Origin of the sequence: Pseudomonas sp. BIOMIG1BAC (genome assembly GCF_001705995.2) — a bacterium.
Lineage (GTDB): Bacteria > Pseudomonadota > Gammaproteobacteria > Pseudomonadales > Pseudomonadaceae > Aquipseudomonas > Aquipseudomonas sessilinigenes.
The window spans coordinates 1,847,919-1,873,020 of sequence record NZ_CP049045.1 but is presented as its reverse complement, the minus strand read 5'-3'; the positions used below and the strand labels follow the sequence as shown (position 1 = coordinate 1,873,020).

The 25,102-nt window shown below is 62.4% G+C and carries 24 protein-coding genes and 1 tRNA gene; 17 read left to right on the top strand and 8 right to left on the bottom strand.

Translation table 11 applies throughout. The features are described from left to right. Positions 1 to 131: 131 nt before the first annotated feature. Positions 132 to 1,073 carry a YgfZ/GcvT domain-containing protein gene (locus tag ATY02_RS08715; RefSeq protein WP_068580046.1) on the top strand — a complete coding sequence of 314 codons (942 nt, stop codon included), beginning with the start codon at positions 132 to 134 and terminating at the stop codon, positions 1,071 to 1,073. A gap of 38 nt (positions 1,074 to 1,111) precedes the next feature. Then, positions 1,112 to 1,933 carry an HDOD domain-containing protein gene (locus ATY02_RS08710; protein ID WP_068580048.1) on the top strand — a complete coding sequence of 274 codons (822 nt, stop codon included), beginning with the start codon at positions 1,112 to 1,114 and terminating at the stop codon, positions 1,931 to 1,933. 12 nt (positions 1,934 to 1,945) lie between these two features. On the opposite strand, the gene ATY02_RS08705 is transcribed toward ATY02_RS08710, so the two are convergent. Next, on the bottom strand, positions 1,946 to 3,340 hold the full coding sequence (locus tag ATY02_RS08705; protein ID WP_068580049.1) for a sensor histidine kinase: 1,395 nt from the start codon (positions 3,338 to 3,340) through the stop codon (positions 1,946 to 1,948). Then, the gene (locus ATY02_RS08700; protein ID WP_068580051.1) at positions 3,333 to 4,004 is read right to left on the bottom strand and encodes a response regulator; all 672 of its coding nucleotides are present in this window, start codon (positions 4,002 to 4,004) and stop codon (positions 3,333 to 3,335) included. Before ATY02_RS08700 ends, ATY02_RS08705 begins: the two co-directional genes overlap by 8 nt. A gap of 193 nt (positions 4,005 to 4,197) precedes the next feature. Between ATY02_RS08700 and ATY02_RS08695 the strand changes: the two genes are divergently transcribed. From ATY02_RS08695 to ATY02_RS08670, 6 genes are all read left to right on the top strand, one after another. Further along, the gene (locus tag ATY02_RS08695) at positions 4,198 to 5,178 is read left to right on the top strand and encodes an IS5-like element IS1384 family transposase (RefSeq protein ID WP_010466230.1); all 981 of its coding nucleotides are present in this window, start codon (positions 4,198 to 4,200) and stop codon (positions 5,176 to 5,178) included. Between the two features lie 253 nt (positions 5,179 to 5,431). Further along, on the top strand, positions 5,432 to 6,718 hold the full coding sequence (locus tag ATY02_RS08690; RefSeq protein ID WP_068584324.1) for an OprD family porin: 1,287 nt from the start codon (positions 5,432 to 5,434) through the stop codon (positions 6,716 to 6,718). 102 nt (positions 6,719 to 6,820) lie between these two features. Continuing rightward, on the top strand, positions 6,821 to 7,807 hold the full coding sequence (locus ATY02_RS08685) for a Bug family tripartite tricarboxylate transporter substrate binding protein (protein WP_068584320.1): 987 nt from the start codon (positions 6,821 to 6,823) through the stop codon (positions 7,805 to 7,807). Positions 7,808 to 7,860: 53 nt separating this feature from the next. Next, positions 7,861 to 8,319, top strand: a complete 459-nt coding sequence (locus ATY02_RS08680; protein ID WP_068584318.1) for a tripartite tricarboxylate transporter TctB family protein — start codon at positions 7,861 to 7,863, stop codon at positions 8,317 to 8,319. Between the two features lies 1 nt (position 8,320). Next, positions 8,321 to 9,835, top strand: a complete 1,515-nt coding sequence (locus ATY02_RS08675) for a tripartite tricarboxylate transporter permease (protein ID WP_068584314.1) — start codon at positions 8,321 to 8,323, stop codon at positions 9,833 to 9,835. Then, positions 9,828 to 10,856 carry an AbrB family transcriptional regulator gene (locus ATY02_RS08670; protein WP_068584311.1) on the top strand — a complete coding sequence of 343 codons (1,029 nt, stop codon included), beginning with the start codon at positions 9,828 to 9,830 and terminating at the stop codon, positions 10,854 to 10,856. Before ATY02_RS08675 ends, ATY02_RS08670 begins: the two co-directional genes overlap by 8 nt. Positions 10,857 to 10,899: 43 nt before the next feature. Here ATY02_RS08670 and ung read toward each other — a convergent pair whose 3' ends face one another. Then, positions 10,900 to 11,592 carry a uracil-DNA glycosylase gene (gene ung, locus ATY02_RS08665; RefSeq protein WP_068584333.1) on the bottom strand — a complete coding sequence of 231 codons (693 nt, stop codon included), beginning with the start codon at positions 11,590 to 11,592 and terminating at the stop codon, positions 10,900 to 10,902. 131 nt (positions 11,593 to 11,723) lie between these two features. Between ung and ATY02_RS08660 the strand changes: the two genes are divergently transcribed. Continuing rightward, positions 11,724 to 12,836, top strand: coding sequence for an enoyl-CoA hydratase/isomerase family protein (locus tag ATY02_RS08660; protein ID WP_068584308.1), 1,113 nt, complete (start codon positions 11,724 to 11,726; stop codon positions 12,834 to 12,836). A gap of 77 nt (positions 12,837 to 12,913) precedes the next feature. On the opposite strand, the gene ATY02_RS08655 is transcribed toward ATY02_RS08660, so the two are convergent. Then, positions 12,914 to 13,291 (bottom strand): hypothetical protein, encoded by a 378-nt coding sequence (locus ATY02_RS08655; protein ID WP_083235914.1) that lies wholly within the window; start codon positions 13,289 to 13,291, stop codon positions 12,914 to 12,916. A gap of 312 nt (positions 13,292 to 13,603) precedes the next feature. On the opposite strand from ATY02_RS08655, the gene ATY02_RS08650 reads away from it, so the two are divergent. The 5 genes from ATY02_RS08650 (at position 13,604) to ATY02_RS08630 (ending at position 16,963) form a co-directional block, all read left to right on the top strand. Continuing rightward, positions 13,604 to 13,822, top strand: a complete 219-nt coding sequence (locus tag ATY02_RS08650; RefSeq protein ID WP_068584330.1) for a cysteine-rich CWC family protein — start codon at positions 13,604 to 13,606, stop codon at positions 13,820 to 13,822. A 33-nt stretch (positions 13,823 to 13,855) separates the two neighbouring features. Next, positions 13,856 to 14,548 (top strand): pseudouridine synthase, encoded by a 693-nt coding sequence (locus ATY02_RS08645; protein WP_068584306.1) that lies wholly within the window; start codon positions 13,856 to 13,858, stop codon positions 14,546 to 14,548. Between the two features lie 324 nt (positions 14,549 to 14,872). Then, the gene (locus ATY02_RS08640) at positions 14,873 to 15,757 is read left to right on the top strand and encodes an alpha/beta fold hydrolase (protein WP_068584303.1); all 885 of its coding nucleotides are present in this window, start codon (positions 14,873 to 14,875) and stop codon (positions 15,755 to 15,757) included. 157 nt (positions 15,758 to 15,914) lie between these two features. Continuing rightward, positions 15,915 to 15,988 (top strand) — tRNA-Gly (locus tag ATY02_RS08635). 348 nt (positions 15,989 to 16,336) lie between these two features. Next, positions 16,337 to 16,963 carry a hypothetical protein gene (locus ATY02_RS08630; RefSeq protein ID WP_141698273.1) on the top strand — a complete coding sequence of 209 codons (627 nt, stop codon included), beginning with the start codon at positions 16,337 to 16,339 and terminating at the stop codon, positions 16,961 to 16,963. Positions 16,964 to 17,078: 115 nt separating this feature from the next. On the opposite strand, the gene ATY02_RS08625 is transcribed toward ATY02_RS08630, so the two are convergent. The 3 genes from ATY02_RS08625 to ATY02_RS08615 form a co-directional block, all read right to left on the bottom strand. Then, a complete protein-coding gene (locus ATY02_RS08625; protein ID WP_068584327.1) occupies positions 17,079 to 17,507 on the bottom strand; it encodes an SMI1/KNR4 family protein in 429 nt (142 codons plus the stop codon). A gap of 69 nt (positions 17,508 to 17,576) precedes the next feature. Beyond that, the gene (locus tag ATY02_RS08620) at positions 17,577 to 18,671 is read right to left on the bottom strand and encodes an alpha/beta hydrolase family protein (RefSeq protein ID WP_068584298.1); all 1,095 of its coding nucleotides are present in this window, start codon (positions 18,669 to 18,671) and stop codon (positions 17,577 to 17,579) included. Between the two features lie 199 nt (positions 18,672 to 18,870). Continuing rightward, on the bottom strand, positions 18,871 to 20,646 hold the full coding sequence (locus ATY02_RS08615; RefSeq protein ID WP_068584294.1) for a sensor domain-containing phosphodiesterase: 1,776 nt from the start codon (positions 20,644 to 20,646) through the stop codon (positions 18,871 to 18,873). Positions 20,647 to 21,253: 607 nt separating this feature from the next. Here ATY02_RS08615 and ATY02_RS08610 point away from each other — a divergent pair. Both ATY02_RS08610 and ATY02_RS08605 read left to right on the top strand, forming a co-directional pair. Further along, positions 21,254 to 21,541, top strand: coding sequence for a hypothetical protein (locus ATY02_RS08610; RefSeq protein ID WP_068584291.1), 288 nt, complete (start codon positions 21,254 to 21,256; stop codon positions 21,539 to 21,541). Positions 21,542 to 21,706: 165 nt separating this feature from the next. After that, entirely contained in the window at positions 21,707 to 22,081 is a 375-nt protein-coding gene (locus ATY02_RS08605) for a hypothetical protein (RefSeq protein ID WP_068584289.1), read from the top strand. 54 nt (positions 22,082 to 22,135) lie between these two features. Here ATY02_RS08605 and ATY02_RS08600 read toward each other — a convergent pair whose 3' ends face one another. Then, a complete protein-coding gene (locus ATY02_RS08600; RefSeq protein ID WP_068584286.1) occupies positions 22,136 to 22,687 on the bottom strand; it encodes a GNAT family N-acetyltransferase in 552 nt (183 codons plus the stop codon). Between the two features lie 231 nt (positions 22,688 to 22,918). Here ATY02_RS08600 and ATY02_RS08595 point away from each other — a divergent pair, with 231 nt between their 5' ends. Further along, positions 22,919 to 25,078: a TonB-dependent receptor gene (locus ATY02_RS08595; protein WP_068584285.1), complete on the top strand. Its 2,160-nt coding sequence runs from the start codon at positions 22,919 to 22,921 to the stop codon at positions 25,076 to 25,078. The last annotated feature ends 24 nt before the right edge of the window (positions 25,079 to 25,102 follow it).

The window sequence follows — 25,102 nt, the reverse complement described above, 5'->3', positions numbered from 1 at the left end:
GGCGCCAGTATACAGCCCGAGGAAAGCGATGACAGTCGGCTTTGGTCGTCCACCGCCTATCCTTTGTGAACTATCCATTTCAAGGGCACCCCCTTATCATGTGCCCCAGACTTTTTACCCTGCGATGACCCATGGCTGACTCCGCTTTTTTCTGCCCCCTGTCCCACGAAGGCGTACTCGCCGTCCGCGGCCCCGACGCCAGCAAATTCCTGCAGGGCCAATTGACCTGCAACCTCAACTATCTCAGTGCCGACCAATCCAGCCTGGGCGCGCGCTGCACCCAGAAGGGCCGAATGCAGTCGAGCTTCCGCATTCTCCTGGAAGGCGACGGTTGCCTGCTGGCCATGGCCTGCGAACTGATCGAGCCACAACTGGCGGACCTGAAGAAATACGCGGTGTTTTCCAAGGCCAAGCTCACCGATGAAAGCACCAGCTGGGCACGTTTCGGCCTTAACGCCGCCCAGCATGTGCTAGCCGGCCTGGGCCTGGAACTGCCCCAGGAAGCCGGCGCCGTGGTCCGGACGGACGACCTGATCGCCGTACGCGTCTCGACCGATCGCGCCGAGCTCTGGGCCCGGGCCGAACGCGCCGAGAGCCTGCACCAGCAACTGATCGCACAACTTCCCCAAGGCGACTTGAACCAGTGGCTGCTGGGCCAGATCCGTGCGGGCCTCGGCCAGGTCATGCCGCAGACCCGTGAGCTGTTCATCCCGCAGATGCTCAACCTGCAAGCCGTGGGCGGCGTCAGTTTCAAGAAGGGCTGCTATACCGGCCAGGAAATCGTCGCGCGCATGCAATACCTCGGCAAACTCAAGCGTCGCCTGTACCGCCTGGCACTTGCCGGCGACGAGCTTCCCGCTCCTGGCACGCCGCTGTTTTCCCCAACCCACGGCAGCTCCATCGGTGAAGTGGTGCTGTCCGCCCAGGCATCCGGCCAGGTGGAACTGCTGGCCGTGGTGCAGGCCGAAGCGGTAGAGGATGACAACCTGCACCTGGGGACGCTCGAAGGACCTGGCCTGCAATTGCTGGACCTGCCCTACCAGTTGGATCGTGATCGAGAAATCCAGCGCTGATTGCCTGCCCCTTTCCTGCAATACCCTAGAGAATTGAAATGACTGAGCTGGCGGAAAAGGTCCAACAGGATTTGGTCGAGGCCATCGACAACGATGACCTGGTCCTGCCAACCCTCCCGGAGGTGGCCATGCAAATTCGCCAGGCCGCCGAAGACCCGGAAATCAGCGTCAGCACCCTGAGCAAAGTGATAGGCCGCGATACCGCGCTGTCGGCGCGGCTGATCAAGGTGGTCAACAGCCCGTTGCTGCGAGCGACCCAGGAAGTCACCGACCTGCACACCGCCATCACCCGCCTGGGCGTCAACTACAGCAGCAACCTGGCCATCGGCCTGGTGATGGAGCAGATCTTCAACGCCCGTTCCGAGGTCGTGGAGCGCAAGATGCGCGATGTCTGGCGCCGGAGCCTGGAAGTGGCCGGGGTCAGCTATGCCCTGTGCCGCAGCTACACCCAACTCAAGCCGGACCAGGCGGCGCTCGGTGGCCTGGTGCACCAGATCGGCGTACTGCCGATCCTGACCTACGCCGAAGATCACTATGAGCTGCTGGCCGACTCGGTGAGCCTCAATCACGTGATCGAAGAGATCCACCCACTCCTGGGCAAGAAGCTGCTGCAAGTCTGGGAGTTTCCCGAACAACTGGTGCAGATCCCCGAGCACTACCTGGACTTCAATCGCCAATCCAGCGGGATCGACTACGTGGACCTGGTCCAGGTGGCGACCCTGTACTGCCACAAGGACAGCGACCACCCGCTCTCGCGCATCGATGCCTTCAGCGTACCGGCCTTCAAGAAACTCAAGATCGATCCGGACGACCAGGCCATGTGCAACGACCTGCAAGAATCCCGTTCGATGCTCTATTGAGAGCGTGCCTTGTCAGGACTCCCGGCCCGCGACAAAGCTCACCCGCACCTTCAATCCCGACGGCTGGCCGTCATGCAGGCTGATCTGCGCCAAATGCGCACGACAGATCTCGCCGACGATCGCCAGCCCCAACCCTGACCCTGCCACCTGCTGGTTACGTCGGTAGAAACGCTCGAAGACCCGGTCGCGCTCCTCCAGGGGAATCCCCGGCCCGTCGTCCTCCACCTCCAGCACCCCTGGTGGGGTAACCCGCAACACCACATTGCCGCCCGACGGGGTGTGGGCCAGTGCGTTGTCCACCAGATTGCTCAGCAACTCATTGAGCAGGGTTGGCTCGCCTTTGAGCCAGACCGGCTCGTCGGCTTCCAGGGCCAATGCCACGCCACGGGCATGGGCCAGGGGTGCCATGGCCATGCCCAGCTCCCGCGCCAGTTGACTGAGATCGAGCAATTGCGCACCGCCTTCGGCGATGGCCCTGGCACCGTTCTCCACCCGGGCCAGGGACAACAACTGGTTGGCCAGGTGGGTCAGGCGGTCGGTCCCCTGGGCCGTGCTCTCCAGGGTGGAGCGCCAGGCTTGTGGTTCATTGGAGCGCAGCCCCAACTCCAGGCGCGCCTTGAGCGCCGCCAGGGGCGTGCGCAGCTCATGGGAAGCATCGGCGATAAATTGCGCCTGGCGCTCGAACTGCCCGCGCAAGCGTTCGGTGAAATGGTTCAACGCCCGCACCAGAGGCCAGAGCTCGCGCTGCACCGAAACCAGCGGCAAGGGCCGCAAGTCGTCCGGCTGGCGCTCCTCCACCGCACTGCGCAAACGCTCCAGGGGCCGCAAGGCGGCGCTCACCGCAAACCACACCAGGAGCAAGGCGCCGATGGCCAGCATGCCCAGGCGCAGCAGGGTATCGGCCATCAGGCTGCGGGCCATGGCGACCCGAGCCTCATCGGTCTCGGCCACGCGGATTTCCGCCATGCCATTCATGTTCGGCTCGCTGACCGCCTTGAGCAGACTCACCACCCGCACGTTCTGCCCCAGATAGCTGGCGTCGTAGAACCGCGCCAGGGCCGGATAGTCATCGGTACGCGGAGTACCTGGTGGCGGCCCGGGCAGGTTCTCGTAGCCGGAAATCAGTTGCTGGTGAATGTCGTTGACCTGGTAGTAGATGCGCCCGGCGCTGTCATAGGCAAAGGTATCCAGGGCCACATAGGGCACATTGGCACTCAGGCTGCCATCGCGCTGGGACAGGCCGGCAGCGATGGTTCGCGCCGACGCCAGCAGGGTCCGGTCATAGGCAGTATCGGCCGCCTCGCGGCCATTCCAGTAGGCGCTCAGGCCGCTGGCCAGCATCAGCACCACCAGCAGCAGCGCCAGGTTCCACAGCAGGCGCCAGCGTAGGCTGCTGGGCTTATGCATCGCGGCTTTCCAGCAGATAACCCAGGCCACGGAAAGTGACGATGGCCACCGCGTGGCCATCGAGCTTCTTGCGCAGTCGATGGACATAGATCTCGATGGCATCGGGACTGGCCTCCTCGTCCAGGCCAAAAACCTGGGAGGCCAGTTGCTCCTTGCTCATCACCCTTCCTGGCCGGGCGATCAACGCCTCGAGCACCGCATGCTCGCGAGACGTCAGGGTCAACAGCTCATCACCCAGAGTGAAACGCCGGGTATCCAGGTCATAAGCCAGCCCTCCACAGCGTTGCTGGCGCTCCCCGCCCAGCACGCTGCGACGCAGCAGGGCCTTGACCCGGGCCTCCAGCTCGCTCAGTTCGAAGGGCTTGGCCAGGTAGTCATCGGCCCCAAGGTTGAGGCCGTGGACCCGATCCTTGACGTCGCTGCGAGCGGTAAGCATCAGCACCGGCAGGTTCTTGCCACGGGTACGCAAGCGCGCCAGCACCTCGAAACCGTCCATGCGCGGCAGGCCGACATCCAGTACCGCCATGGCGTACTCCTCGCTGCTCAGCGCCAGGTCGGCGGCCACCCCGTCGTGCAGCACGTCCACGGTCAGGCCCGTGCTCTTGAGCGCCTGGGCGACACTTTCAGCCAGTTGCAGATGGTCTTCGACCAGCAGGACCCGCATGGTTTTGCACCTCGTTCAGGGGGGAATCGACAGTACTTTTGCGCGCGGAGTGTACCGCCGCAACCGCTGCTGTGAAGCCTGGAAACCGCGAAAGCTGGCTGAAAGGTTAGCGAAAGGTTGGCCCTTTAGGGAAACTCTGAAAAAGACTTTCTGATTTGGCAAAATACCGCGACCCCACCCACCGAGTTTCCCGATGAAGCAGATGACCTTCGCCGACGCCGAGTACGCTGGCAAGCGCAAGCAAACCCGCAAGGAGTTGTTCCTGATCGAGATGGATCGGGTGGTGCCGTGGAAGGGCTTGATTGCTTTGATCGAGCCACATTATCCGAAAGGTGAAGGTGGCCGTCCGGCCTACCCGTTGATGGCGATGCTGCGTGTGCATCTGCTGCAGAACTGGTTCGGCTACAGCGATCCAGCGATGGAGGAAGCGCTGTACGAAACCACGATCCTGCGCCAGTTTGCCGGGCTGAACCTGGAGCGCATCCCCGACGAAACCACCATTCTCAACTTCCGCCGCTTGCTGGAGAAACACGAGCTGGCGGCCGGCATCCTCGCTGTCATCAATGGCTATCTGGGCGACCGCGGCCTGTCGCTGCGCCAGGGCACCATCGTCGATGCAACGCTGATCAATGCGCCCAGTTCGACCAAGAACAAGGACGGCAAGCGCGACCCGGAAATGCACCAGACCAAGAAGGGAAACCAGTATTATTTTGGCATGAAGGCCCACATCGGCGCCGATGACGAATCGGGTCTGGTGCACAGCGTAGTGGGCACGGCGGCCAATGTGGCGGATGTCACCCAGGTGGACAAATTGCTGCATGGCGACGAAAACGTGGTCTGCGCCGATGCAGGCTACACCGGTGTCGAAAAGCGGCCCGAGCATGAAGGACGTGAAGTTATCTGGCAGGTGGCGGCACGCCGCAGCACCTACAAAAAACTCGATAAGCGCAGCGTGCTGTACAAAGCCAAGCGCAAGATTGAAAAGGCCAAGGCTCAGGTGCGCGCCAAGGTCGAGCATCCGTTCCGGGTAATCAAGCGCCAGTTCGGTTACACCAAGGTGCGCTTTCGCGGCTTGGCCAAAAACACGGCGCAACTGGTGACACTGTTCGCTCTGTCGAACCTGTGGATGGCGCGCCGACATTTACTGACGAATGCAGGAGAGGTGCGCCTGTAATGCGGGAAATGGCCACCGGAGTGGGGTCCGGGTGGCGAAAACGTAAGAAATACTCGTCGAATTGATTGTTTTTTGATCATTTGGCGAGTTTAAAAGTTGCGCTAGGTGGTATGCCGGGGAAATACATGGCTACTTCAGACCATCCTTAGAGTCCTGTTACGGAAAGTTTCGGCAGCCTTGCCGAGTTCCGCCGACATGCAAAGCGCCTCGAAGCGTTTTCATCAGAATAAGAACAATATCGGAGTACCACCGGATGCCATCCACGCACTCCCAGGCCAGCGCGCCTGTGCGTTTCTCCCGCCTGACCCCGACCGCCCTCGCCAGCGCCGCCGCCCTTGCTGCTCCGCTGACCCAGGCCGCGTTCTTCGAAGACAGCAGCGCCACCTTCGAAACCCGCAATATGTACTTCAATCGCGACTTTCGCGACGGCACCAGCGCCCAGCAATCCAAGCGCGACGAGTGGGCCCAGGGCTTCATGCTCAACCTGCAGTCGGGCTACACCGAAGGCACCGTGGGATTTGGCGTCGATGCCCTGGGCATGCTGGGCGTCAAGCTCGACTCCAGCCCCGACCGTACCGGCACCGGCCTCTTGCCGACCCACGACGATGGGCGCGCGGCCAACCAGTACTCCAAGCTGGGCCTGACCGGCAAAATCAGGTTCTCCGCCACCGAACTGAAGGTCGGCAGCCTGATCCCCGAACTGCCGATCCTCAAGCCCAACGATGGGCGGATCTTGCCGCAGACCTTCCAGGGCGGCCTGCTGACCTCCAGGGAAATCAGCAACCTGACCTTCACCGGCGGCCGCCTGGACAAAGCCAAGGACCGCGACGACAGCAACTACGAGGATATCCGCCTCAACAACAAGAACAGCCGCTTCGCCGGCAACGTGGCCGGCAAGCACTTCAACTTCGGCGGCCTGGACTACAAGCTCAGCGACAAGATCACCGCCAGCTACCATTTCGCCCAGCTCGACGACGTCTACAACCAGCACTTTGTCGGCTTGGTGGCGTCGCGCCCCATGGGGCCCGGCACCTTCGCCAGCGACCTGCGCCTGGCCATCAGCAATGACCAGGGCCAGGCCCGCGGTGGAAAAATCGACAACCGCGCCCTCAACGGCCTGGTGAGCTACGCCCTCAAGGGACATAAACTCAGCGCCGGCTATCAGCACATGTCCGGCGACAGCGCCTTTCCCTATGTCGATGGCAGCGACCCATACCTGGTGAACTTCGTGCAGATCAACGATTTCGCCGGCGCCGAGGAACGTTCCTGGCAAGTCCGCTACGACTACGACTTCGCCAAGCTGGGGATTCCCGGCCTGAGCTTCATGACCCGCTACCTGAGCGGCGACAACATCGCCTTGAAGAACGGCGACACCGGCAAGGAATGGGAACGCAACACCGAGGTCAAGTACGTGGTGCAAAGCGGCACCTTCAAGGATGTTGCGGTGCGCCTGCGCAATGCCACCTACCGCTCCAACTATTCGGCTCGCGACGCGGACGAGGTACGCCTGCTGGTGAGCTACAGCGTGGCCCTGTGGTGATCCCACAGGCCGCGCCCACGGCCGGTGCTGGCAGGCCGGCCCCTGCGCCCAAGGATCGAGGACGACCCGGGCATACCGATAACAACTCCTGTGGAGACACTCATGGACTTTTCATTGCGTAAACTGGCCCTCGCCGTCGGCTGCCTGTTGTTCACCGGCCAGCTGCTGGCCGCATCCGCCGAACCCAAGCGCCCGGAATGCATCGCCCCGGCCTCCCCCGGCGGCGGCTTCGACCTGACCTGCAAGCTGGTGCAGAGCGCCCTGGTCAACGAGAAGATCCTCAGCAAACCGATGCGCGTCACCTACATGCCCGGCGGCGTCGGGGCCGTGGCCTATAACGCGGTCGTGGCCCAGCGCCCGGCCGATGCCGGGACCCTGGTGGCCTGGTCCAGCGGTTCGCTGCTGAACCTGGCCCAGGGCAAGTTCGGGCGCTTCGATGAAAACGCCGTGCACTGGCTGGCGGCCGTGGGCACCAGCTATGGCGCCATCGCGGTGAAGAACGATTCGCCCTACAAGACTCTCGATGACCTGGTCGCGGCCCTGAAGAAAGATCCGAGCAAGGTGGTGATCGGCTCCGGCGGCACCGTCGGCAGCCAGGACTGGATGCAAACCGCGCTGATCGCCAAGGCCGCGGGCATCAACCCGCGGGACCTGCGCTACGTGGCCCTGGAGGGCGGCGGGGAAATCGCCACGGCCCTGCTGGGCGGGCACATCCAGGTGGGCAGTACCGACATCTCCGACTCCATGCCGCACATCCTCGCCGGCGACATGCGCTTGCTGGCGGTGTTTTCCGAGCAGCGCCTGGACGAGCCGGAAATGAAGAACATCCCCACTGCCAAGGAACAGGGCTATGACATCGTTTGGCCGGTGGTGCGCGGCTTCTACCTGGGGCCGAAGGTCAGCGACGAGGAATACGCCTGGTGGAAAAACGCCTTCGACAAGCTCCTGGCCTCCGAGGAGTTCGCCAAGCTGCGTGACCAGCGCGAGCTGTTCCCCTTCGCCATGACCGGCCCGGAACTGGACACCTACGTGAAGAAACAGGTGGCCGACTACAAGGCCCTGGCCAAGGAATTCGGCCTGATCCAGTGACCGTTCCTTTCTGACAGCCTGCCCTCGGACCTGAGGGTGGGCGGGAGTTCGCCATGCTCATTCAACGTCTGTTTGCCGCGTTGCTATTGCTCGCCTGCGCGGGCCTGGCCCTGATGGCCTGGCCGTACCAGGCGGCCTTTTCCTACGAACCCGTGGGCCCAAGGGCCTTTCCGCTACTCATGCTCGGCCTGATGGGCCTGGCGCTGCTGTACCTGCTGGTGCGCCCGACACCGATCAAGCACAGCGACGACGAACCGCCCCTGGACCGTGAAACCCTGGTCAAGATCGCCCTCTGCGTAGCCCTGCTGCTGGTATTGGCCGGCACCTTCGAACCCCTGGGCTTCATTCTCGCCGGGATCCTCGTCGGCGTCCCCATGGCCCGCCTGTATGGCGGCCGCTGGTTGCCCAGCCTGGTGATCGTCAGCCTGCTCAGCATCGGCCTGTACTGGCTGTTCGATCGGGTCATGGACGTGCCCCTGCCCCTGGGCCTGCTCGACGTTCTGGAGAATTGATATGGATACCTTGAGCTATCTCGGCCAGGGCTTCGGCGTCGCGCTGAGCCCGTACAACCTGGTCACCGCCCTCACCGGCACCCTGATCGGCACCGTCGTCGGCCTGCTGCCGGGCCTGGGCCCGATCAACGGCGTGGCGCTGCTGATCCCCATCGCCTTCGCCCTGGGCCTGCCGCCGGAGTCGGCGCTGATCCTGCTGGCGGCGGTCTACCTGGGCTGCGAGTACGGCGGCCGGATCAGTTCGATCCTGCTGAACATCCCCGGCGAGGCCTCTACGGTGATGACCACCCTCGACGGTTATCCGATGGCTCGCAAGGGCCTGGCCGGGGTGGCCCTGTCGTTATCGGCCTGGAGTTCGTTCCTTGGCGCCTTCATCGCCACCTGCGGCATGGTGCTGTTCGCCCCGCTGCTGGCCAAGTGGGCCATCGCCTTCGGCCCTGCGGAATATTTCGTGCTGATGGTGTTCGCCATCGTCGCTCTCGGCGGCATGGCGGGCGACCGGCCACTGAAGACCTTCATTGCCGCGCTGATCGGGCTGTTCCTGTCGGCGGTAGGCATCGATGCCAACAGCGGCGTGTATCGCTTCACCGGTGACAGCATCCATCTGGCCGACGGCATTCAGTTCGTGGTCCTGGTACTGGGCCTGTTTTCCATCAGCGAAATCCTCCTGCTGCTGGAAAAGACCCACCGCGGCCAGGAAGCGGTCAAGGCCACCGGACGCATGCTGTTCAACTTCAAGGAAGCCGCCTCGGTGTTCACCGTCAACCTGCGCTGCGGCCTGCTGGGCTTCATCATGGGGGTATTGCCCGGTGCAGGCGCGACCCTGGCCAGCGCCGTGGCCTACATGACCGAGAAACGCATCGCCGGGGCCAGCGGCAAGTTCGGCGAAGGCGACAAGCGCGGCCTGGCGGCTCCGGAAACCGCGATCGGCGCCTCGGCCTGCGGCGCCCTGGTGCCGATGCTGACCCTGGGCGTGCCGGGCTCGGGCACCACGGCGGTGATGATCGGCGCCCTGTCGCTGTACAACATCACGCCGGGGCCGTTGCTGTTCCAGCAACAACCGGACATCGTCTGGGGCCTGATCGCCTCGTTGTTCATCGCCAACATCATGCTGGTGATCCTCAACATCCCGATGATCCGCATCTTCACCCGCATCCTCGCGGTGCCGAACTGGGCCCTGGTGCCGGCCATCGCGATCATCACCGCGATCGGCGTCTATGCCGTGCATGCCACCACTTTCGACCTGTTCCTGATGGTGGGCATCGGCATTTTCGGCTACATCCTGCGCAAGCTCGACTTCCCGCTCTCGCCGGTGCTGCTGGGCTTCATCCTCGGCGGCTTGATGGAACAGAACCTGCGTCGTGCACTGTCGATCTCCAACGGCGCCCTGGAAATCCTCTGGTCGAGCCCGATCACCGTCGGTGTCTGGGCACTGACCCTGTGCATGCTGCTCATGCCGCTGCTGCGCATCTGGCGCAAGCGTGCCAGCCAACGCCGCGCCTTAGCCGATGTCTGACGCCACCTTCAGGCAATGGTGGGGCACGCCCCTGGTGGGCCTGGCGGGTGGCTATCTGGCCAGCCAGGTCGGCTGGCCATTGCCCTGGATGGTCGGTTCGTTGCTGGCCGTCATCCTGGTGCGCTGCCTGACCCCATGGCAGTTGGGGGAAATTCCCGGCGGTCGCAAATGCGGACAATGGGTGGTGGGCATCGGCATCGGCCTGCACTTCACCCCGGCGGTGATGGAACAGGTCATGAGCCATTTCGGCCTGATCTTCTGCGGTGCGCTGGTTACCAGCCTGTCCAGCGTAGTGGCGGTCTGGTTGCTACGACGTACCGGCGAGGATCGGGCCACCGCCTTCTTCTCCAGCATGCCGGGTGGTTCGGGGGAAATGGTCAACCTCGGCGCACGCAATGGCGCGGTACTCAGCCGGGTAGCCGCCGGACAGAGCTTGCGGGTACTGGCGGTGGTGCTGTGCGTACCCGCCGCCTTCAAGTACCTGCTGGGCCAAGGCTCACCGGTATTGCAAGGGGCGGTCGTCGACTGGCACTGGCTGGCCCTGCTGTTTCCCGCCGGAGCGCTGCTGGCCTGGCTCTGGCAGCGCCTGCGCCAACCCAACCCCTGGTTGTTCGGCCCCTTGCTGCTCAGCGCCACGGCGAGCATCGCCTGGAACCTGCACATCGGCCTGCCGGACGGAGCCAGCCAGCTGGGCCAGTGGCTGATCGGCAGCGGCCTGGGTTGTCATTTCAATCGGCAGTTCTTTCGTCGGGCGCCCTCATTCATGGGGCGTACGCTGGTAGGCACCGCCCTGAGCATGTTGATCGCCGGCCTGGCGGCCTGGTGCTTGAGCCTGCTGACTCACCTGGATCTGCGTTCACTGACCCTGGGCATGATGCCCGGAGGCATTGCGGAAATGAGCCTGACGGCCGAGGTGCTGCAACTGTCGGTGCCATTGGTGACAGCGATGCAGGTGATGCGCCTGTTGTTCGTGCTGTTCCTTGCCGAGCCCCTGTTCCGCCACTGGAACAAGGACCTGTAGCCGCTGCCGCAGACTTGGGTCGGGCAGCGACCACAGGGCTGGCCTACAGCGGTGGCAGGCGCCACTCGATCGGGGCTTCGCCGTTCTGCTCGAGGAACTTGTTGGTACGGCTGAAATGCCCGCAACCGAGGAACCCACGGTAAGCGGACAGGGGCGATGGGTGCACGGAAGTCAGCACTAGGTGCTTGGTCGCGTCGATCAACTTCTGCTTGCTCTGGGCATGGGAGCCCCAGAGCAGGAAGACCAGGTGCGGCTGGTGGGCGCTGACCACCTCGATGATCCGATCGGTGAAGAATTGCCAGCCCTTGCCCGCATGGGAGGCGGCATTGGCGCGCTCCACGGTCATGGTGGTGTTGAGCATCAACACGCCCTGGTCGGCCCAGCTCTGCAGGTAACCGTGGTTGGGGATGTCGATGTTCAAGTCGCGCTTGAGCTCTTTGTAGATATTCACCAGCGAGGGTGGCGCGGGCACGCCCGGCTGCACCGAAAAGCACAACCCATGGGCCTGGCCCGGGCCGTGGTAGGGGTCCTGGCCGAGGATCACCACCTTGACCTTGTCCAGGGGTGTCGAATTCAGGGCGTTGAAGATCAGCGGACCCGGCGGATAGATCTGCTTGCCGGCGGCATATTCCTGGCGCAGGAACTCCCGCAGTTCGCTCATGTAGGGCTGCTCGAATTCGGCACGCAGTGCCTCCTTCCAGCTCGGTTCGAGTTTGATACGATCGTCAGCAGTCATGGCCATGCCCGTGAAAAACAATGGCCGCACCCTAGGAAAGCCGACTTCGCTTGTCAATTGATCTGACACAGGAGCAGTACTTTCCCTCACGGCGATCATACTGACCGCTCTTATTTTCCATCGAGGTCACGATGAACCTGCACGTCGAAGAACTCACCGGTACCGGCGGCGCCCGCATCGCCATCGCTACCCTGGACGCGGAAAAATCCCTCAACGCCCTGTCGCTGCCCATGATCCAGCAGTTGAGCGAACGCCTCGACGCCTGGGCCAAGGACCCCCGCGTGGTCTGCGTGATGTTGCGTGGCAACGGTGCCAAGGCCTTCTGTGCCGGTGGCGAGGTCCGCAGCCTGGCCCTGGCTTGCCTGGCACAACCCGGCCAGGTACCAGCCCTGGCCGGGCATTTCTTCGCCGCGGAGTATCGTCTCGACTACCGTCTGCACACCTATCCCAAGCCATTGATCTGCTGGGGCCATGGCTATGTGCTCGGAGGCGGCATGGGCCTGCTGCAAGGCGCCGGCATCCGCATCGTCACCCCCAGCAGCCGCCTGGCGATGCCGGAAATCAGCATTGGCCTGTATCCCGACGTGGGGGCCAGCTGGTTCCTTTCGCGCATGCCCGGCAAGCTGGGGCTGTTCCTGGGGCTCACCGGTGCCCACATGAACGGCCGCGATGCCCTGGACCTGGGCCTGGCCGACCGCTTCCTGCTGGATGAGCAGCAAGAGGCGTTGATCCAGGGGCTGCTGCAATTGAACTGGCAGGAACAGACCCCACGCCAGCTCAATAGCCTGCTCAAGGCCCTGCAACAAGAAGCCCTGGGGCAGATGCCCGAAGCACAATGGTTGCCGCGTCGGGCCGAAATCGACCAATGGCTGGACGTCAGCGACGTGGCCTGTGCCTGGCGCGCCATTGGCCAGTTGCACGACCATCAGGACACGCTCTACAGCCGTGCGGCCAAGACCCTCGCCGAAGGCTGTCCACTGACGGCACACCTGGTCTGGGAACAGATCCGCCGGGCCCGCTACCTGTCGCTGGCCGAGGTGTTCCAGATGGAGTACACCCTGAGCCTGAATTGCTGCCGGCACCCGGAGTTCGCCGAAGGGGTGCGTGCACGCCTGATCGACAAGGATCACCAGCCACGTTGGCACTGGGCAGATATCACCAGCGTGCCGGAAGCCGTGGTCAAGGCGCATTTCCACAAGGCCTGGGAGGGCCGTCATCCGTTGGCGGACCTCACAGGCTATTAACGGCCAACCCACTACCGGGGATGGGAAGTATCCAGCCCCGGCGTGCAACGGCCCTAGGATTGCGGGTCGTGCGAGCCTCAGTGGCCGCGCCCTCCCCGGCCGCGGTCATGACCGCCATGGCCTCCCCAGTCGTGGTTGCCCCCATTGTTATTGCCCCAGTTACCCTGATGATCATGCCCTCCCCAACCATGACCCGGGTATGGCCGGTACCCCGGTCGAGGCTGGTAGTAGCGTGGTGCCGGTTGGTAGTAACGGGGGGCTGGCTGGTAATAGCGGGGCGCGTAGTAGCTGCGCCCAGTGGAGTAGTAATAGGAAGAACCGCCACCGTAGTAATAGGCCGGCGCCGGCGAGCTGTAGACCCGGGAGCCGTAGTAACCGGAGTCTCCATCGTAATAGGGGACGCACGCGCAAAGACTCGAACCCAACAGGATAAGCAGCAGAAGTCGACGATACATGGCGGCCTCCTGGACCGCGAAGAAGCCAGACCAGCGACGCTGGCAGGCGGCAGCCAGCAATGGCTGACTGACAACATATCTGACCGCGAAAACCGCTTTCAGTGCGGTTCTCACCCCCACATTTATAGTGCCTGACGACCACCGGCGACCTGGGCACGAGAACCCGCCAGGCCACGGTACTTGCCACTGATCGTCAGCCGCTGCTTGACCGGTCCGCAATCCGCAGACACCCTGCACAACCTGTTACCCCGAGCCGCCCATGCGAAGCAGGCCGGACACCATCGAGCCTGCGCGCAAACACCCCTGCATACCATGAACAGACCCGACCTTTGCCCAGCCTGCGGCGCCCGCAATGACTGCACCCTGGCCGACCCGCGCAGCGCCGACCGTGCCTGCTGGTGCTACAGCGTGAGTATCGACCCTGCCGTCATCGAGGCCCTGCCGCAAGAGCTGCGCAACCAATCGTGCCTGTGTCCGCGCTGTGCGGGTGTCGAGGCGCAGTTGCGCACGGCCCAGGCACCACGCTCATGAGCCCGCGCTTCCTGCCTGCAAGGCCTGGGCACCATGCGTATTGATCGCTTCCTCAGTAACCTGCCGCACTTGAACCGCCAGCAAGCCCGCCTGTTGCTAGCGCAACAGCGCGTACGCATCGATGGTCGGCCAGTCACCGATGCCATGGCCGAGGTCCGTGAATTCAGCCGGGTGGAGCTGGACGGCGAGGTGGTGCAGGCCGGCAAGCCAGCGCGCTACTTCATGCTGCACAAGCCCATGGGCTGCGTCAGCGCCACCCGCGACCCCGAACACAAGACCGTGCTCGAGCTGCTCGACGAGCCCGACCTGCATGAACTGCATATCGCCGGACGCCTGGACTACAACACCACCGGGCTGTTGCTGATCACCAACGACGGCAGCTGGTCACGGCGACTGACCCAGCCACAAACCAAGCTGCCCAAGCGCTACTACGTGGAGACCGAACGGCAGATTGGCCCCGAGTATGTCCAGACCTTCGCCCAGGGCCTGTACTTCGCCTTCGAAGACCTCACTACCCTGCCGGCGCAGTTGCAGATCCTCGGCCCCCGCAGCGCCCGGCTGAGCATCGTCGAAGGGCGCTACCACCAGGTCAAGCGCATGTTCGGTCATTTCGACAACAAGGTCGTGCGCCTGCATCGCGAGAGCATGGGGCCTCTGATACTGGACCCGGCCCTGGCCCCTGGTGAATATCGGCCCCTTCACACCGCCGAGATAGAGCAGGTGTGACACCTTTCGCCCAGGGACGACCGCTGGGCGGAAGCTGTCGAACAATTTACCCAACGGCACTTGCGGGTTCCGGACCTCCCTGCTTGAATCAGTCCGTCGGCCGAATTATGACCGACCAGTCACACCCATAACCAGAAACCCTTTGCCGGCTTGAGCCCTGCCTGCTCTGCATTCGCGCCGGTAAATCGCCCGCCTATAACAATACCCGTCGACCTGCCTTACCGGATCGACATGGGCCCCGATTCCAGGCGTATGCCTACCTGTCACATTGCCCGTGCACACTCATCGTATGCGCGCATACCCGCTTGCCAGGAGTCTTATGACATGAGGCCAGAAATCGCTGTGCTGGATATACAAGGTCAGTATCGGGTTTACACGGAGTTCTATCGCGCGGAAGCTGCGGACAAGACCATCATCCTGGTCAACGGCTCGATGGCCACCACGGCGTCCTTTGCCCAAACCGTGAAGAACCTCCATCCGCAGTTCAACGTGGTGCTCTACGACCAGCCCTATGCAGGTCGCTCCAAGGCCCATAACCGGCATGAGCGCATGCTGACCAAGGAAATCGAGGGGCAGATCCTGCTGGAGCTCATCGAACACTTCGCCGCCGAGCATGTGCTGTCGTTTTCCTGGGGCGGGGCCGCGACCTTGCAGGCACTCGCCCAATGCCCGCGGCGCATCGAAAAGGCGGTGATCAGCTCATTCTCGCCGGTGATCAACGAACCGATGCGCGACTACCTGGAACGCGGCGTCGACTACCTCGGCAACCTTGACCGCCATCGCGTCGGCCATCTGGTCAACGACACCATCGGCAAGCACTTGCCATCGCTGTTCAAGCGCTTCAACTATCGCCATGTGAGCAGCCTGGCCGAGCATGAGTACGGGCAGATGCACTTTCACATCAGTCATGTGCTCAACAGCGATCGCCAGTGCTACATCAAGGCGGCGAAGAATATTCAGATACCCGTGCTGTTCATCAATGGCGAGTGGGACGAGTACACCTCGGCCAAGGACGCCCGGCTGTTCGCCAACCATGTGCGAAACTCGAGCTTCAGTACGATCAGCGCGACAGGGCATTTCCTGGACATGGAACACAAGGCCGCTTGCCAGGACAGTCGCCGGGCGCTGCTGAGCTTCCTCAAGCCCTTGCAATACGATGCTCGTCCGCGCCCCTCCTACGTTCAGGGCCAACATGCACGAGCCGTCTGAAATCCCGCTTCCACAGGTCGCCATCCGTCTTTGGACGAGCCCTCTGTCCGTGGCGCCTGGCGTCCCTGTGGCAAGTGTGGGAAAACAGATAAATGCGGGCCAGATAAAGAAAAACTTCAAATTCCCGGTTACATCTGGTACAAAGTCAGCCGTTCGAGCGGGTGTCGTATAATGGCATTACTCCAGCTTCCCAAGCTGATAACGAGGGTTCGATTCCCTTCACCCGCTCCACTTCCCTCCTCAACTCATGGATTTTCAATAAATCACATGAGCTAAAGCACAAAGTCACGCGAGTCCTCCTGTAAAGGGTTATCGATGTGACACGACGCAACAAACTCCAACACCACCCGAACAGAATCGATGTCCTGGGCATTACGCTCCCGCTACACCATCGCTCGCACTTTTGAAGCAACAAGACGTGCACGAATCAATTCACGATCGTCCAATCTTTCTATTGCCCTCACACACCGTGAGAAGGGAACGATAGGCTTCGATGTGGCTACAGCCGGTGCAGAGTCCGCTCCAGTGGCTAGCTCAATCACTGGCTAGGTGATTCTTCCAAAGGCTTGCGGCACCCGGATGAAACAACAACGGATGAAGCCACTTGTGAACAATGCTCAACGTTTTCTTGATTTCAGCAGCTACTGCGCATCCCCAGGATGGGCTGGTTATTTCCATTCAAAAAAAGGTATTAACCGAAGAGCCTGCGCCGCGGCAGCAAACTCCATCGTCCTTGACTACCTCCGACAGCACCCGCAGAAAGTTACCGTGTACAGCTCACTTGTAACCGCCTATACGCAAAGACAGTTGCGAGGGAAAGGGTACAAGGCACGCGAAGCCCAAGAGTTGTACGCCCGGGCTATCAATCGTGGGAGGTTTGTCCAGTTCGTCGATTACGACTATCACGACGCCCCTGCGGAACTCCCGATACGCGACATTGAGCTTTCGCCAGAAAACCTTGATGGCTTTCTGGCTGTGAGTCATGCGACTTTGGCGCAGAACACCTTGAGCGGTGGGTTCCACGGACATCTTTTTGTTGTTTTCGAGAAAAGTGGCTTAGTGATCTATCCTCATGACGACTGCGGTTATGGTGCGTTTGATAATGAACCAGCCGCAAGCCGAGCATTTTTTTCATTGGTCGATCCCGAGCGCTTCGAACTCACTCTCCAAACCGAGCAGAGGGCGAGCCAGCCCCCTCTTCCGTGAGCCGGTTCCTTCATGTGCAGCTCTCCTGCCAATCCCATGGCGCAAGCGCCTGCGCTACCGACTACAAGCTTGGCCACTCAAGCCTGATTCTTGCCAGGGTTTCAGGGAATACCTGCTACCCAGGCCGATCAGGGCTGGCCAGGAAGGCTGCATAGCTATCGGCGACGACTGAAGCCTGGCCTGTCTCATGGGACCAAAGCACCACCACGGGTTCGCCGGTTTCACCGAGCGTGGCGTAATCGAAGCAGTAGCAGTCCCCCGTTCCGAACTCCGCGAACGGCAGTAACCTGGAGCAGCCTTCCGGACGATCGCCAAAATTCTCTTGCCACCGCTGCCAGCCCCCCTGGAAATAGCGAACGATGGAGTCCCAGGTCTTGCGGGGATCGCGCCCATCGAAGACCGGGAGCACCACCAAGGCGCCCAGGGCCCTGCCATTGTTAGCCAAAAGCCAATCGGCGAAAGACTTCGGCAGGGGCAGCCCCAATTGCGTCTCGGCGGCATGGATCGCCTCCTGCGTCGTGCCTAGCACCCTCACTTTGCCCATGATGCCTCTCCCCATACGCAAAACCGGCCCAACGGCCGGTTCTTGAAGCGGTTCATTATCCCTTCCAGGCTATGGATGGGCCACATAACGTGCAAAGAACTCACTGAGGTCCACGCGCAAGGAACGCAACGCCAAGCCGCGGTCGATGCTGCCGAACACCTCCCCCATCTCTTCGACCACGGGCCCTGGGAGCACCCAGCGGCCATCGGTGAAATCATGGTGGCCTGCATTCCCCAGGACCTTGCGCACCCCCGGCCCTCGATGGACGGCCCAGACCTGGTCCATGCTGGCATCCTGCGGATCGTTACCAGCCGAATACAGCAGCAGGGGCTTGTTCCAGGGGCCGGCCAGGCTGCCCTGGATGGTACCGTCCAGGTTCGCTGCGGCCCGCAAGCGCTTGTCTACCCGAGCGGCTTGCAGGGCGGCCGACCCACCGAAGGAATGGCCCAGGGCACCGATGCGATTCAAGTCCAGATGGCCACCCAGCAAGTGCTTGGGGTCCTGGTTCTGCCGCTGCAGCCAGTCCAGTGTCGTGCGCAGGTCATCCACCACCACCGGCGCAGCGCTCGCCAAGCGGGTCTCGTCTTCTTCCAGGGCCGCAAGCATCGGGACCACCCGCCCTCCAGGCAACACGGTGACCCCGGAGATGTGGGGATGGTTGATGGCCACGACCACGTAGCCACGGCTGGCCAGGTCTTCGAGCAGGCCACTGTAGAACTCGGCCACCGCTCCCAACCCGGGAGAAAACAGCAAGACCGGATATTGACGCTGTTTCTGCATCCGGGCTCCTGCGCCGGAGTGGCTGAGCACCGCGAGCTCCTCAGGGGCAATCTTCATCGCCATCAGGGCCTGGGGTTCGGCATATTCGGCACGAGGCAGCTGGCGTGCGGGATTGGCAATCGGGTACCAGACTTTCAGCGCCAGCTCGCGCCGGGCATTTTCCGTCCTGGAGAATGGCTCGGGGCGTGCCGCGTCCCGCAATGCGAAACTGGCCTTGCCGACGCACCAGGCACCACCAGGCGCGGGGAGTTGCCGAACCTGCGCACTGACTGCCGGCAACTCGCAACGGCGCATGTATGGCTGTTCCAGCGCAGCGTGACTACAGCTGGCCATACCGAACAGCAGCGCACCACAGCAGGCCATGGCTCTGACAGGCTTCATCATGCAGCGATCCTTAGGGCATCAGGCTAAAAATGACAGCAGCCTAAAGAAGTGCCCTGGGCTCTTCATCACGAAGTGTGCGGATTTTGTATAGAAAGGTTAAACCCCCACCTGCCCTGGCCAGGGCCTCTCCGCCACGACCCAAGGCAGCGATCCGGCCAACACGGGCGACATCGCCTGGCGCTGGCCAGGCCACACAATGCTAGAAGCCTGCCTGCAGCGGAAAGCGCTGCGCTTCGCTACGGGCCAGGAACTTGTCCTGGGGCATGGGCCGGGCCAGGAAGTAACCCTGGGCCTCGTCACAGCCGAAGGACCGCAACATCTGCAGGCACTTGAAGCTCTCGATGCCCTCGGCCACGGTGCGGTAGCCCAGTTCGCGGGCCAGGGCGATCACCGAGCGGGTGATCTTCTGGTGCTGTGCGCTGCTCTCAAGGTCAGTGACCATGGATTTGTCGAGCTTCACCACATTGGCCGGAATCTGGTGCAGATAGGCGAAGTTGCTGTAGCCGGTACCAAAATCGTCGATGGCCACATCCATGCCCAGGGCGCGAATCTTGCTCAACTGCTCCAGCACTTTCGGGTTGGAGCGCAGCCAGGCGCCTTCGGTGATCTCCACTTCCAGGCGCCGGGGATTGATGCGGTGGCGCAGGCAGGCATCGCGCAACACATCGGCGATGTCCTGGTCCTCGAAATCCTGGGGTGACAGGTTGATCGACAGGCGTTGCACATCACTGGCACTCCATAGATGCAACTTGTGCAACACCGCATCGATCAGCCAGTGGGTCACCTGGTGGATCTGGGCGTTGCGCTCCATCACCGGAATGAACTCCGCAGGGGAAATCGGCCCCAGCCAGGGATGGTCCCAGCGGATCAGCGCCTCGGCACTGACCTGGGCGCCATCGGGCAGGGCGAAGCGCGGCTGGAACATCAGGTAGATCTGCCCGGTGTCCAGAGCCTCGCCGATGTCCGCGGCCAGGTTGAAGGCACGCCGGTAGGCCTGGTCGCGCACCAGGTCGTAGGGCGCCCAGGTACAGCGCTCCAGCGCAGCCAGCTCCAGGGCGAACATGGCCTTGCGCAACACGTCCGGCACGGCGTCATGATCCGTGGAAAACTCCACCATGCCCGCACACACTCCCGGCACCATCGGCAATTCCAGGCCCGGCGGCTGGCGGCGCAAGCGACGCACCAGGCCCTCCAGCAAACGCTCGACCCCAGGTGCGGCCGGCAGCAGGAAGCCGAAGCGCTTGGCGGAGACGTGATAGACCCGCACATGCCGACCCAGGTAGGCGAGCAACTGCTGGGCAAGAAAACGCACGATGATCTCGAACGGCGCCATGCCCAGGGCCAGGGTCAACTCATGGGCCACGGTCATGTCCACCGCATCCACCAGCACCAGCACCCGTCGCTCCCCGGGGTGTTCGTCCGCCAGATCGTGCAAGTCGCGCTGGAACTGCTCGCGGTTGGGCAGGCCACTGACCGGATCACGGCGGGTCTGGCGCTGGCGTTGCTCGATCTGCTCCATCACCAGGGAGGCCAGGTCACGCAGCTGTTGACGCTCGGCGGCATCGAGCCGCTGCGGCTGCTTGTCGATGACGCACAGGCTGCCGATGGCGTGCCCCGTGGAAGTGATCAATGGCGCCCCGGCATAAAAACCTATGCCCGGGCCCTCGGTCACCAGTGGATTGGCATGGAAACGCACGTCCTGGCGAGCATCCTGGACTTCGAACACCTCACCGGACTTGATCGTGTAGGCGCAGAACGACTGATCGATCGGCGTCTGCTCGACGGCAAACCCCACCCGCGACTTGAACCACTGTCGATCACGATCCACCAGGGTAATCAGCGCCGTGGGGACCTTGAAGAACTGCGCGGCCAGGCGGCAGATGCGATCGAAGCTTTCGCAGCGGGCCGTATCCAGCAGCTCGAGGGCATACAAGGCGGCCAGGCGCTGCTCCTCGGCCAATGCCTTATCCGGCATGCCGCGACTCGGACAGGATCAACACAATCATCAGAACACCTATTTCACCATCGAAGGGGAGCCCAACAGCAGCTATGAAATGTCCATACCGCCAAAGTAGTGGCACTACGACATCCTCTGACAGCATGCCGCAGTGACTGATACTTGCCAATTCCATCCGTCGGACGAACGGTAATCTGGAGAGAGTGTTCCCCACCGAGGTAATGGCCGGGCCAGAGCCTTCCGTTAACACAGGTAGCAGATATGCCGGGGGTTCATGCTCCGCAAAGCCGGAGCCCGGCAACAGGACCAAACTCATTGACCGGCCATTTGCGGGCACAAAAAAAGCGATCCCAAGATCGCTTTCTCTGTTATTGCGTACTGCTATTGCTGCATGGGAAGGTCGGGGCCATAGCCCCGACCTCACTGCCCCCTTGTCCACCCGGCTCCTGCCGAGTGCGTGAACGTTGTAACAGCCCGCTCCTGTCTATTGGCTGAACCTGTCCCGGGCAAACGTCACAATTCATGACAGCCATACCTCTTAACAGGTACTTGCCAAGCGCCTCCAATCCCGGAACCATGCGCGCCCCCGGTGCCGTTGGCGCCTTATCCATGGAAGGAGCCGCACGTGAAAAAACTCATCCTCCTGTTGGTTATCGGCCTGCTGGTCGAGCTCAATATCGGCTACTACACCGAATTGGAAGAAGCTGAAACCCACACCCGCTGGTTCCTCAAGCATTCGCCGAGCCTGCAACTGGAGTTCTTCAATATCCACGCCAACGACGGCGATTACCGGCGCGTGGAGAAGCTCACCGCCGAAGAACGGCAGATGATCATCGACTACTGCAAATATCGCCTTGGCATCGACACCCAGGTCACTACCCAGGCCGATGTGGAGCGGTGCGCCAAACTCTGACTCTCTGCCTTGCGCCCTGCCCAGCCAGCCATCATCTGCGGGCGAACCTGCGCCCTGATGTCGCTGGGAATGGTATGGTGGCCGGCTGCCCTGCATGCAGGGTCAATCGGAGGAGCAATACACCAAGCGCCTGGTCGCAAGGTTCGAGGAGGTCATTGAAGAGCTATGTGCAACGCCGAAGATATCTACACCGCAGGTTGGGTACTGGTGGTCATGTCCGCACTGGTGTCCCTGGCGATCCAGGTCTACCTGGGTTACTTCAGGCTCGACGACATGGTCGGGCATCTATCCCGCTGCCGGGCCATCGCCATTCGCCTGCCCCTGCTGGGCAAGGACCCACTTAGCCGCTTCTTCATGCTGCTGTGCATCGGCGCCATGTTCGCCATGCCCCACTTGTTCCTGCGTAACGGCGGCTTGAACGCGCGGGACTATCGAAACTTCCCCCTGGGCCTGAAGTGGTCGATCAATCTGTTCCAACTCTCGGCCTTGGTCGCCTGCATCGCGTTCCTGGTGCTGTGGTGGGTCGGCCGCCACCTCTGATCCCAAGCGTTCAACATCACGTGGCGCCAAGCAATGGCGCCACGCCTGCCAGTCTCAGGCACGCGACAATCCAGCGCTGGCCTGCTGCCGAAGAAAATCCTCGCGGGTCATCTCGAAGAAACGGCTGGGCAGGCCTTCGAAGTCAGCGTCGTGGGAAACCCGAAAGCCAATCTTGCGGGCCACTGCCAACGAGGCAAGGTTGTCCACATGTGCATCGGCCACCAGCCGCTCGACCTGCGGATCGGCGAACGCGTGCTCGACGATCCGTCGGGCCGCCTCGGAAGCGAAGCCCCGCCCCCAGGCTCGTTGCACCAGGCGCCAGCCCATCTCCAACTCGGGCCCTACGGCATCGAAGGGGATGAACGAGACCCAGCCCAGCAACTCGTCAGGCGCCTGCCTGGCGAAGATCGCCCAATAACCGCACCGCTCACCAAAGTCCTGGGAAATCCGCGCCTGCAGGAAATCCCGGTGCCACTGCCCGCCGTCCCACTCACCGGGTATGAAACGCGTAACTTGCGGGTCCTGGTCCATGCGAAGGCAGGCCTCGAAATGCTCGAAGGTGCGCGGTCGCAGCAACAGGTTGGCGGTTTCGAAGTGCAAGTCCATGGCAGGTCTCCTTGTTCGGACGGTATCGACGAAGGCGTAATCTGGGGCAAAAGAACATCGCCCGCAACAACCTCAGAATCCAGGATGCGCAGCCAACAACCCCAAGTTTGGCTGACGACCAGCCTATCGATCCGAATACATTTTTAGACATGATTGTTCGGATAGATCCGATTGAATGACACAAATTCGCATATGAGAATCACTTCCAAATAAACCGGAGGTCATATCTCAATGTCCAGCACTACCCGTCCACATTCTTGGAAGTTGTGGCCCACATCCCTTGGCTTGCTGGCCCTCAGTGAAGCCAGCCTGGGTGCTACCTCGGAACACCCCGAAGCGCCATCCGGCAGCGCTGCCGTCACCCTCGGCACCACCCAGGTCAAGGGGCAGCACCAGCCCGGTTACAAGCGTGAGGCCTCCGACTCGGTGAAATTCACAGCCCCGCTGAGAGAAACCCCGAAGTCGGTCACCATCATCACCGAATCCCTGATGCAGGAGCGTGCGGTGTCGACCCTGGCAGACGCCCTGCGCACCACTCCTGGCATCACCTTCGGCGCTGGCGAAGGTGGCACGCCATTGGGCGATCGCCCGTTCATTCGCGGTTTCGAAGCCAGCACCGACATCATGATCGATGGCATTCGCGATGTAGGGCGCATGACCCACGAAGCCTTCAATGTCGAACAGATCGAGATCGTCAAGGGACCAGGCTCAGCCTATTCCGGCCGCGGCTCCACGGGTGGCAGCATCAACCTGATCAGCAAGGCCCCGAAGCAGGAATCCTTCGCCTCCGGCAGCCTGACCCTGGGGACCGATCAACTTCGCCGTAGCACCCTCGACGTCAACCAGTACCTGCCCGAACAGAACATGGCCCTGCGCCTGAACGCGATGAAGCACGAAGCCGACACGCCCGGGCGCGACGATGTCGAAGTCACCCGCTGGGGCCTGGCCCCGAGCGTCTCCTTCGGCCTGAACACCGATACCCGCGGTACGCTGAGCTACTACCACATGCAGAGCGACGACATTCCCGACCAGGGGCATCCGGTGTCGGCCATCACTGGCAAGCCGGCCAAGGTCGACAGGGATAACTTCTACGGTTTTGCCAAGCGCGACTTCCGCAAGACCTCCTCCGACATCGCCACCCTGCAGCTGGAACATGACGTCAATGAACACCTGACCCTGCGCAATACCACCCGCCAGGGGCGCAGCATGCAGGACTACATCATGAGTCGGCCGACCTTCGGCTCCATCGACAATGAGCTGGCCGGCGTGGTGATGCGTGGCCCCGCACGTGGACGCAACGTGGTCAACACCTCGCTGATCAACCAGACCGACATCTTCGGTACCTTCGACACCGGTCCCATCGGCCACAGCTACAGCGCCGGCCTGGAGTTCTCCCGTGAACGGATCGATGTGAAGAACCGCTACGCCCCCCGTGGTTCCGATCCAGGTAGCCTGCACGCCCCCAACCCACGTGATGCCCATGCCCCGGTAGCACGAGGTAATGGCAGTCACGACGTCACCCGGCACAACAACCGCGCCCTGTATGTGATGGACACCCTGGCCCTGCACGAGCAGTGGGACCTGAACCTGGGAACGCGCTTCGACAACTACCACGTCCGGGACGCTGCCCAGAGCAACCGCAGCAATATCTGGACCTACCAGGCCGGCCTCGTTTTCAAGCCCCTGCCCTACGCCAGCCTCTATCTGTCCTACGGCACCTCGTTCAACCCATCTGGGGAAACAGCCGGGCAATCCGGCGGGGCCGACGGCGCGGCCGGCGGCCGCTTGAGCAACCTGGATCCGGAAAAGAGCCGCAGCATCGAACTGGGCACCAAGTGGGACCTGCTCGATGAACGCCTGGCCCTGACGGCCGCGGTGTTCAAGACCGAAAAGTCCAATGCGCGGACCTACGACCCGCTCAGCAATGAGGTGACCCTGGACGGCAATGTCGAGGTCAAGGGTTTTGAAGTGGGAGCCACTGGCCATCTCACGGACCAGTGGGAAGTGATGGCAGGCTACACCTACCTGGACGCCAAGACGGTCAAGTACGCCTCAGGCAAGAACACCAACTTCGACGGCAACCGCGCCAAGTTCATCGCTCCCAACAGCGGCTCGGTGTGGACCACCTACAGCTTCGCCGAACGCTGGAAGGCCGGTGCCGGCGCCAACTATGTAGACAAGCGCTACACCGACGATGCCAATACCCGGAGCCTGGATTCCTACTGGCGCTACGACGCCATGCTGGCCTACCGGGTGAACAAGAACCTCGACCTGCAGCTCAACCTGCTGAACCTCACCGACGAGACCTACTACGACGCCTCCCACGTCGGCATGTTCGCCATCGTCGCCCCTGGCCGTTCAGCCGAACTGGCAGCCAACGTGCGCTTCTGATACCCCGGATACCAGCCGGCCCCA